The 18,334-nt window shown below is 64.0% G+C and carries 14 protein-coding genes and 1 pseudogene; 10 read left to right on the top strand and 5 right to left on the bottom strand.

The features are described 5' to 3' along the window. Positions 1-8: 8 nt before the first annotated feature. The 5 genes and pseudogenes from HU766_RS07425 to HU766_RS07405 all read left to right on the top strand — a co-directional run bounded on the left by HU766_RS07425 (position 9) and on the right by HU766_RS07405 (position 7,377). A complete protein-coding gene (locus HU766_RS07425) occupies positions 9-4,532 on the top strand; it encodes an NEL-type E3 ubiquitin ligase domain-containing protein (RefSeq protein WP_186654959.1) in 4,524 nt (1,507 codons plus the stop codon). A gap of 225 nt (positions 4,533-4,757) precedes the next feature. Further along, positions 4,758-5,309 (top strand): DUF4174 domain-containing protein, encoded by a 552-nt coding sequence (locus tag HU766_RS07420; protein WP_186654957.1) that lies wholly within the window; start codon positions 4,758-4,760, stop codon positions 5,307-5,309. 165 nt (positions 5,310-5,474) lie between these two features. Further along, positions 5,475-5,756 (top strand): annotated as a pseudogene (locus HU766_RS07415) (EF-hand domain-containing protein); the annotation flags it as partial. Positions 5,757-5,849: 93 nt separating this feature from the next. Then, positions 5,850-6,686, top strand: a complete 837-nt coding sequence (locus HU766_RS07410) for a DUF692 domain-containing protein (RefSeq protein ID WP_186654954.1) — start codon at positions 5,850-5,852, stop codon at positions 6,684-6,686. Beyond that, positions 6,667-7,377, top strand: a complete 711-nt coding sequence (locus HU766_RS07405; protein ID WP_186654951.1) for a putative DNA-binding domain-containing protein — start codon at positions 6,667-6,669, stop codon at positions 7,375-7,377. Before HU766_RS07410 ends, HU766_RS07405 begins: the two co-directional genes overlap by 20 nt. A gap of 60 nt (positions 7,378-7,437) precedes the next feature. Here the strand turns inward: HU766_RS07405 and HU766_RS07400 are convergent, their stop codons facing one another. From HU766_RS07400 to HU766_RS07390, 3 genes are all read right to left on the bottom strand, one after another. Further along, positions 7,438-7,932, bottom strand: a complete 495-nt coding sequence (locus tag HU766_RS07400; RefSeq protein WP_033700153.1) for a DoxX family protein — start codon at positions 7,930-7,932, stop codon at positions 7,438-7,440. A 148-nt stretch (positions 7,933-8,080) separates the two neighbouring features. Next, entirely contained in the window at positions 8,081-9,367 is a 1,287-nt protein-coding gene (locus tag HU766_RS07395; RefSeq protein WP_186654940.1) for a HAMP domain-containing sensor histidine kinase, read from the bottom strand. Further along, complete coding sequence (locus tag HU766_RS07390; RefSeq protein WP_033698977.1) at positions 9,364-10,104, bottom strand: response regulator; 741 nt, start codon at positions 10,102-10,104, stop codon at positions 9,364-9,366. Before HU766_RS07390 ends, HU766_RS07395 begins: the two co-directional genes overlap by 4 nt. Positions 10,105-10,323: 219 nt before the next feature. Here HU766_RS07390 and HU766_RS07385 point away from each other — a divergent pair, with 219 nt between their 5' ends. Both HU766_RS07385 and HU766_RS07380 read left to right on the top strand, forming a co-directional pair. Further along, on the top strand, positions 10,324-10,599 hold the full coding sequence (locus HU766_RS07385; RefSeq protein WP_186654937.1) for a DUF2790 domain-containing protein: 276 nt from the start codon (positions 10,324-10,326) through the stop codon (positions 10,597-10,599). Beyond that, positions 10,589-11,125, top strand: coding sequence for a thioredoxin family protein (locus tag HU766_RS07380; RefSeq protein ID WP_033698975.1), 537 nt, complete (start codon positions 10,589-10,591; stop codon positions 11,123-11,125). Before HU766_RS07385 ends, HU766_RS07380 begins: the two co-directional genes overlap by 11 nt. Positions 11,126-11,179: 54 nt before the next feature. Here HU766_RS07380 and HU766_RS07375 read toward each other — a convergent pair whose 3' ends face one another. Then, positions 11,180-12,028, bottom strand: a complete 849-nt coding sequence (locus tag HU766_RS07375; RefSeq protein ID WP_047581061.1) for a shikimate dehydrogenase — start codon at positions 12,026-12,028, stop codon at positions 11,180-11,182. Then, entirely contained in the window at positions 12,025-12,474 is a 450-nt protein-coding gene (aroQ, locus tag HU766_RS07370) for a type II 3-dehydroquinate dehydratase (protein ID WP_186654935.1), read from the bottom strand. Before aroQ ends, HU766_RS07375 begins: the two co-directional genes overlap by 4 nt. A 242-nt stretch (positions 12,475-12,716) precedes the next feature. Between aroQ and HU766_RS07365 the strand changes: the two genes are divergently transcribed. Genes HU766_RS07365 through HU766_RS07355 form a run of 3 tightly spaced genes read left to right on the top strand, consistent with a single transcriptional unit; the run spans position 12,717 to position 18,327 of the window. After that, positions 12,717-13,934, top strand: coding sequence for a TolC family protein (locus tag HU766_RS07365; RefSeq protein WP_186655258.1), 1,218 nt, complete (start codon positions 12,717-12,719; stop codon positions 13,932-13,934). 30 nt (positions 13,935-13,964) lie between these two features. Continuing rightward, positions 13,965-15,164 carry an efflux RND transporter periplasmic adaptor subunit gene (locus HU766_RS07360; RefSeq protein WP_186654932.1) on the top strand — a complete coding sequence of 400 codons (1,200 nt, stop codon included), beginning with the start codon at positions 13,965-13,967 and terminating at the stop codon, positions 15,162-15,164. A gap of 16 nt (positions 15,165-15,180) precedes the next feature. After that, the gene (locus HU766_RS07355) at positions 15,181-18,327 is read left to right on the top strand and encodes a CusA/CzcA family heavy metal efflux RND transporter (protein WP_186654930.1); all 3,147 of its coding nucleotides are present in this window, start codon (positions 15,181-15,183) and stop codon (positions 18,325-18,327) included. Positions 18,328-18,334: the final 7 nt, after the last annotated feature.

Genomic DNA, 18,334 nt, shown 5'->3' with positions numbered 1-18,334 from the left:
CTTTGAGCATGGGCACTACCGTGGGCAATGATGTCGAGTCAGGCTTGCCGTATCTGGACACGCTGCAGCGCGACAGCGAGGCGTTTCAGGATGACATCATCGGCCAGCGCTTGCCCCGCTGGCTGCGCCAGGCGCCGGTTGAGCAGCTGCCGGAGATCAGTCGCGCACTGGCCAAGAGCCTTGAGTGCCGTCAGCAACTGGGCGCGCTGCTGGCGCGCATCGACGGGATCGATCATTTCGTCGTATCAGCGCTGCAGAACGCGCTCACCGAGCGCTATGGCGTCACGGGCAATCCACGCCGGCTGACGTTTCTCGAAGGGCGCCGTGAGCCGGTAATCAACGCTCAACCCGTTGGGGCACACCTCACCAAGTTGGTGTACGAAGAAAAACCATTGCTCGAGGTGGTACTGCGTAACTTCACTGCCGAACAGGCCAGCACGGGCGGCCAGCCTGTCGGCAACCGGCTGCTGGTACCGCGTGCAGGCACCCACAACCTCCCCACCGCCATCGCCTTTGCCGCACTGTGCCGCGAGCTGGACCTGGGCGAGGGCTATCAGCGTCATCTGGATGCCATCCTCAAGCCCGACGATAACCGCAAACGCATCGAGTCGCTGCTGGTCGATGCAATCCGCTATGCCATGTTGGTGGATGGGTACAAGGCCAGGCAAGAAGAGGTGCTCGATGCCAGCGACCTGAAACTGTTGGTGAGCATGTGCCTTGAGGGCAAGCTGTTGCGCCTGGCAGGTGACTTGGTGGTGGCCAGGCAACTGAGGCTGCTCGGGTGCGCCATTGAGCAGGTCGTGGTGCTCGAAGTGATCGATCAAGGGCCCCTGTTCAACACTACCCGGCGGTTGTTGATGCATGTGCCGGGTGACCCGGTGGCGGCCTGGAGTGCATTCGACAGCCTCGATGACCTTAACCGCGCGCTGGGCCATCGCCTGCGCCTCAAGACGTATCAACGGTTCTTCAGCCGTTTCGTGCTCAGGCGCGACAGCCAGGCATTTTTCGCCAGGGTAGTGCCGGCTTTTGACGACCTTCCAGACTGGGCCGGTTTTGACCTGAAACCGTATTTGCAGGCGTATCCGTCACCGCTGTTCAACAGCCTGGCGCAGGCGCGAATCCGCCAGATCAAGGAGGACGCAGCGATGATCGCGGTGCCGGTGGCTCGGCTTGATCGCGAGCTTCAGCGTGCCCATGACGAACGGCTGGCCGCAGAAGGGTGGGCGCTGCTCAACCTGGCGTCGTTCTTTGCACCGGGCTTGGGGCTGGTCGTGCTCGCGGTGACCGTATGGGAGTTGCTGGGCGAGGTCTACCACGCTATCGAGGCCCTGCATGACGGTGACACCCAACAGGCACTTGATCACCTGACCAACGTCGCCACCGACCTTGCAATTGTCGCGGCCACGGCGGCGGGCGTCTCGCTGACCAAGCGGCTGTGGGCACGTTCGGCGGTGGTCGATGCGATGGTGCCTGCGCGGCTTGAAGACGGTAGCACCAAGCTCTGGCAGCAGGACCTGGCAGCGTATCGCAGCATCGCGCCGAGCAGTGCGGCGGCCCAGGATGCCTTGGGTATTCGGCGCTACGGTGGCCAGGCCTGGGTCGAAATGGACGGGCATCACTACCCTGTGGTCGAGCCGGCTGGCGATGGCCAATGGCAACTTCGCCCACGCGGTGGCAACGGGCCTGCGCTACGCCACAACGGCGCTGGCGCCTGGCGGGTATGGACCGAGCAGCCCGCGCAATGGGACGACACCTACCGCATGTTCCGCCGTCTTGGCGCGCCGTTGGACAGCATGAGTGACGAGCAGATCGACCAGGTGCTGGGCTTTCATGAGCTCAACGCCGATCACCTGCGGGCGCTGCATATTTACGGGCGTGCGCCGGAGCCGGGGATGCTCGACAGCGCCGAGCGCTCCAGGTTTGACTGGCGGATCCGCCAGGTGGTCAGCCATTTGCGCGCGGGTGAGCAGGTTGAGGATTTCACCGTGCTCCAGCATGCCCGGCGCCTGCAAGGTGCCTCCGGTGCGTCAGACCAGGCGTTGGCCGAACTGGCATGGGCCCAGCGCAGGCACTTGCTGGGGCACTTGTATGAGGCCGTGCAGCCCAGCGACACGCCCGGTTCTGTCTTGCTGCGCAAGGTGTTTCCGGGGCTGCATTCGCGTGCCGCACGAGCGCTGCTGGCGGCTGCCAACGGGGATGATCGGCGGCGGTTGATGCAAAGCGGTCGCGTGCCATTGAACCTGGCCGAAGCGGCCAGGCGCAGTGTCTCGGACATCCGCAGGGTTCGAGTGCTTGAAGCGTTGACCCTGGATACCCCACAGAACGCCGACCTGGCACGAGTGGTACTGGGGTTGCTCAAGTACCTGCCTGGCGCTGACCAAGGTGTACGCTGGCGTCTTTTCGAAGGCCAGCGCGGTGGGCCACTGCTGTCATCGGTTGAGGAGGGCACTCACGGTTTCGATCTCTTGCACCAGCATGGCGCCTTCCAATTGCTCGATTCGCAAGGCGTACCGCAAGGTCAGACCGGCGAGTTGTTCGAGGTGATGACTGCTGCCTATGCACCGCATCAGCGCGCGGCCATGCAGGTGAACGAGCCTTTCGCCCATAACCTGAGGGTCACGCTGGCGCGTGAGGCCATGCGACGGCACGCTGAAGTCGAAGGCCTGCTGGGTGTACAGCGCCTGGGCTTTTTCCGGCTACCGCAGCGTTTGGCTGATGGCCGTTTGGGCTACCCCTTGGGCGGCAGCAACTCGGGTGGCCCTGGACGGCCCGAGCGGGCGCTGGGGGCGATGGTGCGTGACCTGTTTCCGTCGTTCAGTGATGAGCAGGTGGCGGTATGGGCCGACAATGTGCGGCGCTCGGGTCGGCAGCTGGATGCGGTACTGGCCGCGCTGCGCACAGAGTACAGGGCGCTGCGCAACAGCCTGGACGCATGGGTTGGGGAGGCCGTAGGTGAAACCAGGGAGGACCGGGCCTGCTTGCGCGACACGCTGATCGATTGTTGGCAGCGCACCACCGACGCCGGGCAAACCCACCTCAACACCGACCACAACTATCGCATGGTCTTGTACAACATGAACCCTGAAGGGCTGCCGGAAATACCGGCCCAGGTCAGCTTCGCTCATGTTTCCGATCTGTCCCTGCTGCGCTTGGAACTTCGAGACGTTCCTGCGAGTTTCCTGCTCGCCTTCTCGCGCCTGAGCATGCTGGACCTGGGCGGGAACCTCCTGACTCAATTGCCGCAGCCCTTGTTGCAGCTACCGTACTTGCGTCAGCTTACCCTGACCAATAACCGAATCGTGTTGAGCACCAGCCAGGCGGCTACCTTGGCAAGCGCCACAAACTTGGAGTACATCGACCTATCCCACAACCCATTGGGGCGCACCTTTACCCTGAGTGGGTTGACTACGCTGCGCTGGTTGAACTTGCGCAACACTGGCCTGACGCATTTTCCCCATGGTATGGCCAGCCGTTCAAACCTGGTTCTCATGGATATGCGTGAAAACCGCATTACCCAGATCCCCCACTGGTTCTATCAACTGCCGCCCGGGGTTCGGCGGCGCACCAGGTTGGCCGGCAATCCGCTGGAAGGCGACGAGCTGGTGCGTCTGCAGGCTTCGTCCATGGCACCTCTCGTGCCGCTGGACGAGGCCTTGCTGCGAGAACAGTTTGTCCGTAGCCGGGAGGTTTGGGGGGATGCTATCGGTCCGCAGCACCGTGGCCTGCTGATCGCTGCATGGGAGGCGGTAGATGTAGGCGAGCCTGCAGAGCGTTTCTTTCGCGTGCTGCAGCAGTTGCTGCAGTCTGCGGATTTTCACATCAATCCCCAGGCACTCTCGCAGCGGGTACTGGCTGTGCTGCAGGCGATGTCCAAGGAACCCGCTCTGCGTCAGGCATTGTTGGACATCGCCAACGACGAGTGGGGTTGTCAGGATGGCGCTACCTGGTGCCTCAGCAACCTTGAGTTGAATGTGCTGGTGTGGCAAGCCCGTGCGGATGCGCAAGGTAATACGGAGCATGCCTTGCTGGCGTTGGGGCGGCGTTTGTGGCGTCTGGATGAAGTCGACCGCCTTGCCGTGCGCGACATTCTTGATCGCGGTGGCAACCCGGATGAAAGCGAGGTGGGGCTCGCCTATCGCCTTGGATTGCGTGATCGTCTGGGCTTGCCCATTCAAGTGGGAGACATGAGTTTTCGGCCACTGGCAGGGGTGACTGAAGCGCACCTTGCACGGGTCGAAGCGCAAGTGCTTGAGGCCGAGACGCAAGAGCAGGTCGCCCGTTCGCTGGTGGACCGGACCTTCTGGCAGGCGCACCTGGAACGCACTCACCCGGAACGTTTCGCGCAAGTCGACAGGCCGTTCCGGCGCCGGCTCGACAGCGTACTCGATGATGAGGCGCTGACCGACGAGACCAGACAGGCACAGTCCGATGCCATTCTTGGCGAACAGCGCGCAGCACGGCGGGGGCTGATGCTCGACATGACGCTGGCGGCACTCGAAGCCGGGCCCACGGATGCGGGTATCGATGTGTAATGGCCCCGACTGGCAGGGCACAGCCGTCTCTGCAGCGGCTTTGGACTATGCTCAGTGACAGGGCGGCGTGTTCGGTAAAGGCCGTCATCCTGTTCTGACGCATGGCTGGAAATTGCCCGTTACTTTTCCCTGACACACCGAGTGTTTGAAGTGGTTTAGGCTCCAGGTCGGATTTTTCTCCGTGATCTGCAGTCATTGGTTTATCGAGATATTAAGGAGATGTGTATGCTCGTTCGGTCACTGACCCTCGCCACCTTGCTCGCCGTCACCAGCCCACTGTTCGCCGCAGACAGCGACGCGCCTTTGGCCAAGGAGTTGGGCAAGGCACGGCCTTTGGTGATCATCGCCCCCAGTACAGCCGACCCGACACTGCGCGGGTTGAATAAAGCACTGGAAGACCCTGCCATTCAGGCGGCCTTCAAGGAGCGCAGCCTGGTGCTGTACAGCGTGGCCAAAATGGTGGGCAAGCGCGAGGACAAGAACCTCGAGCAGCAGACCACCATGGCCCTGATCCGCGAGCTCAAGCTCGGCGCGAGCGCGGGTACCAAGGTGATCCTGGTGGGCAAGGACGGTGAACGGCACATGCTCAAGGATGACGCGACCGGCGAGCCGATCGACCCGCAGGCCATCCTCAAGGCGGTCGATGAACTGCCGGCGAGCGAGAAGGCCGTGACGGCGCCGGAGCCTGTCGCGGCAGCGCCAGAAGCCAAGGGCAAGGACAGCAAACCGGTCAAACCGGCCAAGCCAGCTGCACCGCCCAAACCGCTGGAGGACTGATCGCCTTCGCCCGCTCCCTGGCCGCAGGGGCGGGCGCTTTGTATCGCACTGTATCCTGCACGGCTGCAGACCCATTTCTGTACAAAATTCGGACATCGGCGATACATCCCCGACACACCCACGCGGCCTAATGGCTCCACACCCCAACCACAGTGGAGCAACATCATGACTCATGCACGGAACACCCTCGGCCTGCTCGGCGCCGCACTGCTCGGCAGCATGGCCTTTGGCAGCAGCGCGTTCGCTGTCGAGCCCCTGTCCCAGGGTTATCAACTGGCTTCGGCTAAGGTTGCCGGCGAGGGCAAATGTGGCGAAGGCAAGTGCGGGGGCAGCAACAAGGCCAGCCAAGGTGAAGGCAAATGCGGTGGCGACAAGAAGGCCAGCGAGGGCGAAGGTAAATGCGGTGAAGGTAAATGTGGCGCCGCTGGCAAGGCGGGTGATGCCAAGGTGACTGGTAAGTCCTGACTTCAATCTTTGAAATGCCACAACGCCCCGCCTGCTGGTCAGGTGGGGCGTTGTGCATGTTGCGGAGACTTATCGATGACTACCTCTCGCTTGTTTACAGGCCTTGGCCTGCGCCGTGGCCTGATGCCCGAGTTGTTGACCCTTGAAGAGGGCGCAGTGGACTTTCTCGAATGTGCGCCGGAAAACTGGATCGCTGTCGGCGGTGCCTATGGCCGAGGCCTGGCGCAACTGACCGAACGCTTTGCCCTGGCCTGCCACGGCCTGTCCCTGTCCCTTGGCGGCAGCCTGCCGCTTGATCGGAGCTTTCTGGACCAGACCCGTGACTTCCTCGATCGCTACCAGGTACGCCTGTACAGCGAACACTTGAGTTACTGCAGCGATGACGGCCACCTTTATGACCTGTTGCCGATGCCTTTCACCGAAGAGGCGGTACATCACGTTGCCGCCAGGATCCGACAGGCCCAGGACCACCTGCAGCGGCGCATCGCCGTGGAAAACATCAGCTACTACGCAGCGCCTTACCAGGCGATGAGCGAGTTGGATTTCATCCGTGCGGTGCTCGACGAGGCTGATTGCGACCTGCTGCTGGACGTCAACAACGTGTTCGTCAACGCGTGCAACCATGCTTACGATGCGCAGGCGTTCCTTCAGGGGCTGCCACAGGCGAGGGTCATCGGCATGCATGTGGCGGGTCACTACGATGAGGCCCCCGACCTCAAGGTCGACACCCACGGAGCACCGGTAAAAGAAGATGTGTGGGCCTTGTTCGCGATGGCCTGCAAGTGTTTCGGTGCCAAGCCGACGGTGCTTGAGCGTGACTTCAATTACCCGCCATTGGCCGAACTGCTCGACGAACTCGCCCGCATGCGTGCTGTGCAGCAGGAGGTGGCGCATGCGCGAAGTGTTGCGTGAACAGCAGTACACACTGGCGCGGCATTTGCGTGATCCGGCCCGGCATGGCCCACCGCCTGGCATCGAAGCGCGCCGCTTGAAGGTTTACCGTGAACTGTTCTACGACACCATCGAGGGTCTGTTGGCCGGCAGCTTCCCGGTGATGCGGCAAACCCTGGGCGAGCCGCACTGGCATGCCCGGGTGCGTGATTTTTATGCCAACTACCGCAGCCAGACACCTTTGTTCACCGAAATCGCCGAGACGTTCATCGACTACCTCCAGGGTGTCGAGCTCGATGCTCCGTGGCAGCTGGAGCTCGCCCACTACGAGTGGGTCGAAGCCCAGCTGTACCTGAGCGATGCCCAGGACCCGGCGCATGATCCGCAGGGGGACCTGCTGCAGGGCGAGCCGCTGCTGTCGTGCATGGCCAGGGTGTTGGCTTACCGTTGGCCTGTCGAGCGTATCGGCCCTGGCTATCAGCCGCAGGCGGTGCCTGAGGCGCCCACGTTGCTGCTGGTCTACCGAGATGTCGGGTTGCAGGTGCGCTTCGCCCGTCTGGCGCCCATGGCCTATCGCTTGCTGGCCGAGGTGGGGGGCACGGGGCGGGAGCGCCTGCAAGCACTGGCAGCGGACCAGGGGCAGGGCTTGGCACTGCTGGAAAGCTTGCGCGCGCAAGGGGTTGTTATCGGTACGGTTGCCGGGGCAGGCTGAGGCAGGCAGGGGATAGGGTTGGGGTTACCAACCTATCCTGAATAATCATTTCATTGCTATTCAGCCTCTGGCCGCGAGCCGTGCCCGGAGCCAATGGTCAAGGCTCAGACGGCCGGCGCCCTGGAGCAGCAGTGGCAGCAATGCCACCAAGTAGATCACTGGCAACTTGAAGTTGCCAAAGCCCTGGTCGGTGATCGCATACCCCTGTGCCAGCTCCCCAAGGCCCGACCACTGTGCCGGCCAGTGCACCGCCGCGATGGCCACCACAGTAACGACCATGAGCCCGGCCGAGGCCAGCCGCGTACCCAGGCCAAGCAGCAGAAGCACAGGCAGCACCAATTCGGCCCACATCGAGAGTTGCCAGTTCAGTTCTGCCGGCAGTGCGCTGAAGGGAAACGGCAAGTTCGACTGCAGGTGACCGAACCAGTTGTAGCCGGTGAATTTCTCCCAGCCAGACTCGAAGAACTCCCAGGCCAGAAACAGCCGCAGCGGCAGGTCGGCGCTCCAGCTGCCGATACGGTCGATACGGGTGAACGCGTGGGTGATTGCCGTCATGCTTAGCGGTTTCATCGCTGTAACTCCTGGTGTGCCATTGTGTGGCCAGGAGTGTGTAGCGGTGGCGTATCGGCAGTGTGTCGGTGGATGCGTCAGTGTGTATCGGACTGTAGCCATCGGTTGTGTAAGCCAGGAGTAGGGCCTGAACTCACCGCAGCTCGATTTCTGCACACAGTCCGCCGCCCTGGCGATTGCTCAGGGTCAAGCGCCCGCCCATGGCCTGGGTCAATTGCTGAGCGATCGCCAACCCCAGCCCTGTGCCCCCGGTACTGCGGTTGCGCGAGCTTTCTACCCGGTAAAAGGGCTTGAGCACCTCATTGAGCTCATCGTCCGGGATACCGGGGCCGTCATCGAGAACCCGAATTCGGGTGCAGCCCTGTTCATGGCTGACCTCCAGTTGTGCTTTGCCAGCGAACTTGAGGGCATTGTCCACCAGGTTGACCAGCACCCTGCGCAGTGCATGCGGGCGGGTTTCCAACAGGCCATCGGCGTTGCCGTGCCGTTCGACCTGGGCGCCGCTGTCCTGGTAATCGAACACCAGGCTGTCGAGGAACGCGCCGAGGTTGATCCGGCACGGGGCCTCGGTGTTGATGTCCATGCTGCGGGCATACGCCACACCTTCGCGTACCAGGTGCTCCATGGCACTCAGGTCATGCCACAGCTTGTCTTTCTCGACCCCCTCGTCCATCACTTCGACGCGCAGCTTCATGCGGGTGATGGGGGTTTGCAGGTCGTGGGAAATCGCTGCCAGCAGCTGCATGCGCTCCTTGAGGTAGGCCGCGATGCGCGCTTGCAAGGCATTGAAGGCGACGGCGGCGTACTTCACTTCGCGTGGGCCGCTTTCGTCCAGTTGTACACCGGGCTTGTCCGGGTCGAGGTTGTCCACCGCCTGCGACAGGCGGGTGAGCGGCCCGATGGCCAGGCGCACTGCCAGCCAGGTGCACAGCAACAGCAAGGCCAGCTGGATCAGCAGCACCACAGGCAGCCAGCGGGCCACCGGTACGCTTGCCGGGGTGACGTCGAGGGTCAGGGGGGCGCCGTCGGCCAGGGTCAAGTGCACCTGAAAGTGCGCATTCGGGCCTGGGATCTCCTGGAAGGTAAGGCGATAGTCGTCGCCGATGGCCTTGACGATCGACTCAGCGGCCATGGGCGGGTCGCTGGTCGGCATCGCCTGGCCTTGCAGGCCCTGGTCAAGGTGGTAGCGGTAGGTGCGCCGTTCCAGGCGTGGCAGCCAGGCAGCGCGTTCGGCTGCGGGCAGGCGGTCGAGGATGGCCACCGACGTGGCGACGTCCTGCTCCAGGTTGCTGAGCATCATCGAACGGCTGCTGATGTAGCGCTCATAGGCTTGCAGGCCGAACGAAAGCCCATAGGCCAGCACCAGGCCCGTGAAGAAGATCAGCGCCAGGCGCGAGGCCAGGGTACGTGGCCATTTCATGAGGGCGACTCGAGCAGTTGCACCGGCAGTGAGAACACATAGCCCTCGCTGCGCACGGTCTTGATGCAGGCAGGTTCGCGGGCGTCGTCCCCCAGGCGCTGGCGCAGGCGGCTGACCAGCAGGTCGATGGAGCGGTCGAAGATGTCCGCCTCGCGGCCCTGGGTCAGGTTGAGCAGTTGTTCGCGGCTGAGTACCCGCTGCGGGTGGTCGAGGAATACCCGCAACAGCCGGTACTCGGCGCCGCTCAGGGCCACCAGGGTATCTTCGCTGTCGAGCAGGTGGCGTGCGGTGGTGTCCAGGCGCCACGGGCCGAAGGCAAGCAGGCGGCTGCTTTCACTGATGGTCAGGTTGGGCGGCAGCATGCGCGTGCGGCGCAGCACGGCATTGATGCGGGCCAGCAGTTCGCGTGCGGAGAACGGTTTGGTCAGGTAGTCGTCGGCGCCCATCTCCAGGCCGATGATGCGGTCGGTTTCATCGTTGCGCGCAGTCAGCATCAGCACCGGCGTGTTGCGGTGCTTGCTGGCGCGCAGTTCACGGCACAGCAACAGGCCATCGTCGCCGGGCATCATGATGTCGAGGACGATCAGGTCGACGCTGTTGGCTTCGAGAAAGGCGCGCATCTGCCGGCCATCGGCGACGATGCTGGTGCGCAGGCCGTTCTTCTTCAGGTAGTTGCCGACCAGTTCGCGGATCTCGCGGTCGTCGTCGACGATCAGGATGTGATCGACGTGTTCCATGCGCAGCGTTCCTGTGTGGAAGGGGGTGGGCGCAGTGTACCGAGCGTTATCGGGCTTGCCTGCGGGGCTTTGTATTGCAGTGTATCTGCTGCGGGTACAGATACAGGAGGAAGCAGATCACAGGCTCAGGTGACACATACGGGATACCTGGCGGACGTGTAATGGCTCTCGACCGGGGAGCAATCCTCCCCGCCCCCAGCGTTCCACAGGAGAGTTGCCATGAACCTCAAATCCATCGCCAGCGCCAGCCTGCTTGCCGTGCTCAGCTTCGGCGCCTTGACCGCCCAGGCCGCCATGGCGCCGATGAACGATGCCAGTGTCATGCAGTACCGTTACGGTGATCACCTGGATGTGAAGAAAGTCTTGTCGGTGCAGGATGATCAAAGCAACACCTGCGGCCTGGTCAACACCCGCATGGACTATCTCGACTCCAAAGGGCAGCAGCGGAGCGTGCAATACCGCTCCTACGCCACCGGCGGCTGCCATGAGAATTGATCGGCGCCTGGCGCTGAAGGTGGGCGGCCTGGCGCTGGCGCTGACAAGCCTGGGCCTGGCCGGTTACCTGAATGCAGGCGACAGTTACGGCGCCATGCCTTCGCTGGTGGGCGCCAGCCAGTGGCTGAACTCCCCGCCACTGGATGCGCCGGCACTCAAAGGCAAGGTGGTGCTGGTGGACTTCTGGACCTGGGACTGCATCAACTGCCAGCGCAGCCTGCCGCATGTGAATGACTGGGCACGGCGCTACGCCGACCAGGGCCTGGTCGTGGTCGGCGTGCATACGCCTGAATACGATTACGAGCATGATGTTGCAACCTTGCGCGACAAGGTGGCCATGCTGGGGATCGCTTACCCCGTGGCAGTGGACAACGACCATCAGGTGTGGAATGCCTGGGGCAACCAGTTCTGGCCGGCGCATTATTTTGTCGACCGCAAAGGGCAGGTACGCCATGTGCATTTTGGCGAGGGGGACTATGGCGCGCAGGAACAGGTGATACAGGCATTGCTGGATGAAAAGGCTTGATCGGCCTGTGCCGGCACTTTCGCGGGGCAAACCCGCGAAATTGCCGATGCCGGTTCAGCTGAAACTGGCAAAGTGGGCCTGCATCCGCCCCGCATCGGCCTCGCGCCCGCTGAACAGTTCGAACGCCTTGACCGCCTGGAACACCGCCATGTTGCTGCCGTCCAGCGTACGGCAGCCCAGCGCTCGCGCTGCCCGCAACAGTTCGGTTTCCAGCGGGAAGTAGATGATCTCCGCCACCCATAAACGTGCGTGCAGCAGCGCCACCGGCAACGGCGTCCCCGGCAGCTTGGCCATGCCCACTGGCGTGGTATTGACCAACCCGTCTGCCTCGGCCACTGCCGCGCTCAAGTCTGTACCGACCACTGCTCGGCCTGCGCCGAAGTGCGCGTTGAGGTTGTCGACCAGTGCTTGCGCCCGCGCAGTGTCCACCTCGAACAGCACCAGCTGTTCCACGCCGCCACCCAACAGGGCATGGGCCACCGCTGAACCGGCGCCGCCAGCTCCCATCTGCACCACCTGCCGGCGTGCCACATCTGGCAAGCCGCGGCGCATGCCTTCGGCAAAACCCAGGCAGTCGGTATTGTGGCCAACCCGCTTGCCGTCCTTGAGCACCACGGTGTTCACCGCGCCGATCCCGCGCGCTTCATCCGACAGGTCGTCGAGCAGCGGCAGAATCGCCTGCTTGAACGGGTAGGTGATGTTGAGCCCGGTGAAGCCGGTGTGCTGTGCGGCATCGAGCAGGCCGGGCAGGGCGCTGTCGTCCAACTGCAACTGATCGGCATCGATCAGGCGATAAAGGTAGCGCAGCGCTTGAGCGTCGCCTTCGTGCTCGTGCAGCGCCGGGGTGCGTGACAGCTGGATGCCACGGCCGATCAGGCCGGCGAGGATGGCTTGTTTGCTCATGCTGCCTGCTCCCGCAGCATGTCTGCGAAATGGCTCAGGGCCAGGCGGTAGCCATGGCTGCCGAGGCCGCAGATCACGCCAACGGCAATCGACGAGACGAACGACAGGTGGCGGAAGGGTTCGCGTTTGTGCACGTTCGACAGGTGCACCTCGATGACCGGCAGTTCACTGGCAACCAGGGCGTCGCGGATGGCCACCGAGGTGTGGGTCCAGGCGCCGGGGTTGATCAGGATACCGGCGCAGCGGCCACGGGCCGCGTGGATCCAATCGATCAGTTCGCCCTCGTGGTTGGTCTGGCGAAATTCGATATCCAGGCCCAGGGTGTGGGCGCTGTCGGCGCAGCCCTGGGCGAGGTCGGCGAGGGTTTCGCGACCATACTGGGTAGGCTCGCGGGTGCCCAGCATGTTCAGGTTAGGGCCGTTCAGCACAAGAATAAGGGGCTTCATGACAGGCATCGCTTTGTTGTTTTTGGTTGCGCTTATATTTGTACCACCTGGTTAGTTTCGTCAATTGCATGGAGCCGCTGTGGCCGGATAGTGGGCGATAACCGGACGTTTTGCGCCATGGCCGGCATTCTTCGGATGACAGAATTGTAATGTTGCCGCCACCACCCCGATAAGCACGCCACCCTACAGTCCCTCGCCAACGCTCGCCGACGAGGACCTGTTTCGTGCCCCGCACCCATGCCATCCCCCGCAAGATCGCCTTGCTCAGCCTGCTATTGGCGGCCATCGGCAGTGCCCAGGCCAATGCCGGCCTGAGCCTGCCTGAAGCGCTGGCCGCCGCTTTTGCGCATAACCCGGAACTCGCCGCCGCCGGCCGTGAAGTGGGTGTCGCCGAGGGCGAGCGGCACCAGGCGGGTTTGCTGCCCAACCCGGAACTGTCCTGGGAGGCCGAGGACACTCGCCGCGATACCCGCACTACCACCGTCACCCTGAGCCAGCCATTTGAACTGGGTGGCAAGCGCGGGGCGCGCGTCGCCGTGGCCACCATCGGGCAGGCCATCGCCCAGCTTGAACTGGAGCGACAGCGCAATGGCTTGCGCGCCGATGTGGTACAGGCCTTTCACACGGCGTTGCGTGCGCAAACGGCGCTGGAACTCGCGCAGCAGTCGCAGGCGCTGACCGAGCGTGGGCTGCGTGTGGTGCAAGGGCGTGTTACGGCCGGCCAGGCTTCGCCGGTGGAGGCTACGCGCGCCCAGGTGCAACTGGCCCAGGCACAGTCTGAGGTAGGCCGCGCGGCTTCGCAGCGCAGCGTGGCCTACCAGGCCTTGGCGCGGCTGACAGGTAGCCCGCTGGCGACCTTCGACCACCTGCAAGCCGCCAAGCTGTCGCCGGGTGCCGCGCCCACGGCCGAGGCCCTGCTCGACAAGGTCGAGCAAACCGCCGAGTGGCGCCTGGCAGCGGCGCAGGTCGAACGCGGTGAAGCGTCGCTGGTCTCGGAAAAGGCCCAACGCATCCCCGACCTCACCGTCAGCCTTGGCAGCCAGTACAGCCGCGAGGACCGCGAGCGGGTCAATGTGGTCGGGCTGTCCATGCCCCTGCCGTTGTTCGACCGCAACCAGGGCAACGTGCTGGTGGCCGCGCGCCGGGCCGACCAGGCACGTGACCTGCGCAATGCTGTCGAGCTGCGCTTGCGCAGTGAAACCCGCAGCGCCCTCAGCCAGTGGGCCACGGCCATGCAGGAGGTGCAGGCCTACGACCGCACCATCCTGCCCTCGGCGCAGCAGGCGGTGGACACCGCCACCCGCGGCTTCGAGATGGGCAAGTTCGCCTTCCTCGATGTGCTCGATGCCCAGCGCACGTTGATTGAGGCGCGCGGGTTGTATCTGGCTGCATTGGCCGCGGCGACCGATGCGCGGGCCCAGCTCGAGCGGGTCTATGGCGACCTCGAAGGCAGTTTGTGATTCGCAAAAAATCCTACAGCAGGAGCAACAATGGATAACCCACGCAAGATTGCCATGCTGGCTGTCGCCTTGGCCGTGCTCGGCCTCGGTGGCCTGGCCTGGACCGGCAACCTCGGCCAGGCCAGCAGCGGCGAAGCCCAACACGACGCGCATGGCGAAGATAGCCACGGCCACGCTGATGAACAGGCCGGCGAAGACCACGAAGACGAGGCGGGCCAACTGCACCTGTCCGGCGCCCAGATCGAGGCGGCAGGCGTGCAGTTGGCGGCGGCCGGCCCTCGTGAGCTGGGCACCGCCATCAACTTCCCGGGTGAAATTCGCTTCGATGAAGACCGCACCGCCCACGTCGTACCCCGTGTACCTGGCGTGGTGGAGTCGGTGCAGGCTGACCTTGGCCAGGCGGTAAAGCGCGGCCAGGTGCTGGCGGTGATCGCCAGCCAGCAGATTTCCGACCTGCGCAGCGAACAACAGGCCGCGCAGCGCCGCCTGGAGCTGGCACGCCTGACCTTCCAGCGCGAACAACAGCTGTGGCAGGAACGCATCAGTGCCGAACAAGATTACCTGCAGGCTCGACAGGCGTTGCAAGAGGCCGAGATCGCCTTGGCAAACGCCCGGCAGAAGGTCGCGGCAGTCGGCCCGGCCGGCGCCGGCAACCGCTATGAGCTGCGTGCCCCCTTCGATGCGGTGGTGGTGGAAAAGCACCTGACCGTGGGCGAGGTGGTCGACGAGACCAGCAATGCGTTCACCTTGTCCGACCTCAGCCGTGTCTGGGCGACGTTCGCCGTGGCCCCGCGCGATTTGAACAGAGTGGTCACCGGCCGCAGCGTCACGGTCAGTGCACCGGACCTGGGGGCCGAGGTCGAGGGCAAGGTCAACTATGTCGGCAGCCTGCTCGGTGAGCAGAACCGCGCCGCCACCGTGCGTGCCACCCTGGCCAACCCCAATGGCGCCTGGCGCCCTGGGCTGTTCGTGAACATCGCGGTCAGCGTCGAGCGCGCCGGCGCCGCCGTGGTGGTGCCGGAAAGCGCTCTGCAGACCTGGGAAGCGCAGACCGTGGTGTTTGTCCGCACCGAGCAAGGCTTCGAAGCGCGCCCGGTGCAGACCGGCCGCCGCGACGCAGGCCAGGTGGAAGTCACCGCCGGGCTGGCGGCAGGCACCCAGGTTGCCACCGCCGGCAGCTTCGTCCTCAAGTCGGAGCTTGGCAAAGGTTCTGCCGAGCACAGCCATTGAAACCGGGAACGCACCCATGTTCGAACGTCTGATCCAATTCGCCATCGAGCAGCGCCTGGTGGTGATGCTTGCCGTGCTGTTGATGGCCGCAGTGGGTATTCACAGCTACCAGCAACTGCCGATCGATGCAGTCCCGGACATCACCAACGTCCAGGTGCAGATCAATACCGCCGCGCCCGGCTACTCACCGCTTGAGACCGAGCAGCGCATCACTTTCGCCATCGAGACGGCCATGGCCGGCCTGCCTGGCCTGAAGCAGACCCGTTCGTTGTCACGTTCGGGTTTGTCCCAGGTCACGGTGATCTTCGCTGACGACACCGACCTGTTCTTCGCCCGGCAACTGGTCAATGAGCGCCTGCAAGTGGCGCGGGAGCAGTTGCCCGAGGGCATCGAGGCGGGCATGGGGCCGATTTCCACCGGATTGGGGGAGATCTTCCTGTGGACCGTCGAGGCCGAGGAGGGCGCGCTCAAGGACGACGGTACGCCCTACACCCAGACCGATCTGCGCGTCATCCAGGACTGGATCATCAAGCCGCAGTTGCGCAACGTGCCCGGGGTGGCCGAGGTCAACAGCATCGGTGGCCATGCCAAGCAGTACCTGATCGCGCCCGAGCTCAAGCGCCTGGCCGCCTACAAGCTCACCCTCAATGACCTGATCGCGGCGCTGGAGCGCAACAATGCCAACGTCGGTGCTGGGTATATCGAGCGCAATGGCGAGCAGTTGCTGATTCGCGCACCGGGCCAGGTGGACTCCGCCGAAGACATCGCCAACATCGTTATTTCCAGCGTCGATGGCACCCCCATACGCGTCAGCCATGTCGCCCAGGTTGGCCTCGGCCAAGAGCTACGCGCCGGGGCGGCGACCGAAAATGGCCGGGAGGTGGTATTGGGCACGGTGTTCATGCTGATCGGCGAGAACAGCCGCACGGTCTCCCAGGCGGTTGCGGCCAAATTGGTCGAGATCAACCGCAACCTGCCCAAGGGGGTGGTTGCGGTCACCGTGTACGACCGTACCAACCTGGTCGAAAAAGCCATCGCCACGGTGAAGAAAAACCTCATCGAAGGCGCGATCCTGGTCATCGCCGTGTTGTTTCTGTTCCTGGGCAACATCCGCGCCGCGCTGATTACCGCCATGGTCATCCCGTTGTCGATGCTGTTCACCTTCACCGGCATGTTCAGCAACAAGGTCAGCGCCAACCTCATGAGCCTTGGCGCGCTGGACTTCGGCATCATCGTCGATGGCGCGGTAGTGATCGTCGAAAACGCCATTCGCCGGCTGGCCCACGCGCAGCAACGCCATGGCCGCATGCTGACCCGTGCCGAGCGCTTCCACGAGGTGTTCGCCGCCGCCCGTGAAGCACGCCGCCCGCTGATCTACGGGCAGTTGATCATCATGGTGGTGTACCTGCCGATCTTTGCCCTGACCGGGGTCGAAGGCAAGATGTTCCACCCTATGGCCTTCACCGTGGTCATTGCCCTATTGGGCGCGATGATCCTTTCGGTGACCTTCGTGCCCGCAGCAATTGCGCTGTTCGTGACCGGCAAGGTCAAGGAAGAAGAAGGCCTGGTCATGCGCACCGCGCGCCAGCGCTATGCACCGGTGCTGGGCTGGGTACTGGGCCGCCGCAAGCTGGCGTTCAGTGCGGCGGCGGTGCTGGTGCTGTTGTCCGGGGTGATGGCCAGCCGCATGGGCAGCGAGTTCATCCCCAGCCTCAGCGAGGGCGACTTCGCCCTGCAAGCCCTGCGTGTGCCAGGCACCAGCCTGACGCAGTCGGTGGACATGCAGCAGCGCCTGGAACGGGCGATCATTGCCGAGGTCCCGGAGGTGGAGCGCGTGTTTGCCCGTACCGGTACCGCCGAAATCGCCTCCGACCCGATGCCGCCGAACATCTCCGATGCCTACGTCATGTTGCGCCCGCATGCGCAATGGGCTGACCCGGGTAAATCGCGTGAAGCATTGATTGCCGAGGTGCAGCGCGCCGCCGCCAGTGTGCCGGGCAGCAACTACGAGTTGTCGCAACCGATCCAGTTGCGCTTCAACGAACTGATTTCGGGCGTGCGCAGTGATGTGGCGGTGAAGATCTTCGGCGATGACATGGACGTGCTTAACCGTACCGCCGCAGCGGTCGCCAGCAGCCTGCAGAACGTACCAGGTGCTTCTGAGGTGAAGGTCGAGCAGACCACGGGCTTGCCGGTGCTGACCATTGACATCGACCGCGACAAGGCTGCCCGGTATGGCCTGAACGTGGGCGACGTGCAGGACGCCATCGCCATTGCCGTGGGCGGGCGCACGGCCGGCACGTTGTATGAGGGCGACCGGCGTTTCGACATGGTGGTGCGGCTGTCCGAGGCCTTGCGCACCGATGTCGACGGGCTTTCTGGCCTGTTGATTCCGGTACCGGCCAGCAGCGCAGCCGGTGCTGCCCAGATCGGCTTCATCCCGCTGTCGCAGGTGGCGTCACTGAACCTGCAGTTGGGGCCGAACCAGGTCAGCCGTGAGGATGGCAAGCGCGTGGTGGTGGTCAGTGCCAACGTGCGCGGGCGCGACCTTGGATCGTTTGTGCGCCAGGCCGAACAGGCCCTGATCGAGCAGGTACAGATCCCGCCCGGTTACTGGACGCGCTGGGGTGGCCAGTTCGAGCAGTTGCAGTCGGCGGCCGAGCGTCTGCAGGTGGTGGTGCCGGTGGCCTTGCTGCTGGTGCTGGCGCTGCTGCTGATGATGTTCAACAACCTCAAGGATGGCTTGCTGGTGTTCACCGGTATCCCGTTTGCCTTGACCGGGGGGGGACTGGCGTTGTGGCTGCGGGATATCCCGATGTCCATTTCGGCCGGGGTGGGCTTTATCGCCCTGTCGGGGGTGGCGGTGCTCAATGGCCTGGTGATGATCGCCTTTATCCGCAGCCTGCGCGAGGAAGGGCGTCCCTTGCGCACGGCGGTCGAAGAGGGCGCGCTGACGCGCTTGCGGCCGGTGCTGATGACCGCGCTGGTGGCATCGCTGGGGTTCATTCCGATGGCGTTGGCGACCGGGACCGGAGCAGAAGTGCAGCGGCCGCTGGCGACCGTGGTGATTGGCGGGATCCTGTCGTCGACGGCGTTGACGTTACTGGTGCTGCCGGCGTTGTACCAGTGGGCGTATCGGCGCGATGAGGAGCAAGAAGGCTGAGAATGCC

The organism is Pseudomonas sp. SWRI77 (assembly GCF_014269105.1).
Classification (GTDB): Bacteria; Pseudomonadota; Gammaproteobacteria; order Pseudomonadales; family Pseudomonadaceae; genus Aquipseudomonas; species Aquipseudomonas capeferrum.
The sequence above is the reverse complement of the archived record's forward strand: the minus strand, read 5'-3'. Positions and strand labels throughout refer to the sequence as shown.

Bases quoted from the DNA above. Each gene is read 5' to 3' on its own strand.
- HU766_RS07425 (WP_186654959.1), top strand. From the start codon at position 9: ATGGGCACTACCGTGGGCAATGATGTCGAGTCAGGCTTGCCGTATCTG.
- HU766_RS07420 (WP_186654957.1), top strand. From the start codon at position 4,758: ATGCTCGTTCGGTCACTGACCCTCGCCACCTTGCTCGCCGTCACCAGC.
- HU766_RS07410 (WP_186654954.1), top strand. From the start codon at position 5,850: ATGACTACCTCTCGCTTGTTTACAGGCCTTGGCCTGCGCCGTGGCCTG.
- HU766_RS07405 (WP_186654951.1), top strand. From the start codon at position 6,667: ATGCGCGAAGTGTTGCGTGAACAGCAGTACACACTGGCGCGGCATTTG.
- HU766_RS07400 (WP_033700153.1), bottom strand. From the start codon at position 7,932: ATGACGGCAATCACCCACGCGTTCACCCGTATCGACCGTATCGGCAGC.
- HU766_RS07395 (WP_186654940.1), bottom strand. From the start codon at position 9,367: ATGAAATGGCCACGTACCCTGGCCTCGCGCCTGGCGCTGATCTTCTTC.
- HU766_RS07390 (WP_033698977.1), bottom strand. From the start codon at position 10,104: ATGGAACACGTCGATCACATCCTGATCGTCGACGACGACCGCGAGATC.
- HU766_RS07385 (WP_186654937.1), top strand. From the start codon at position 10,324: ATGAACCTCAAATCCATCGCCAGCGCCAGCCTGCTTGCCGTGCTCAGC.
- HU766_RS07380 (WP_033698975.1), top strand. From the start codon at position 10,589: ATGAGAATTGATCGGCGCCTGGCGCTGAAGGTGGGCGGCCTGGCGCTG.
- HU766_RS07375 (WP_047581061.1), bottom strand. From the start codon at position 12,028: ATGAGCAAACAAGCCATCCTCGCCGGCCTGATCGGCCGTGGCATCCAG.
- aroQ (WP_186654935.1), bottom strand. From the start codon at position 12,474: ATGAAGCCCCTTATTCTTGTGCTGAACGGCCCTAACCTGAACATGCTG.
- HU766_RS07360 (WP_186654932.1), top strand. From the start codon at position 13,965: ATGGATAACCCACGCAAGATTGCCATGCTGGCTGTCGCCTTGGCCGTG.
- HU766_RS07355 (WP_186654930.1), top strand. From the start codon at position 15,181: ATGTTCGAACGTCTGATCCAATTCGCCATCGAGCAGCGCCTGGTGGTG.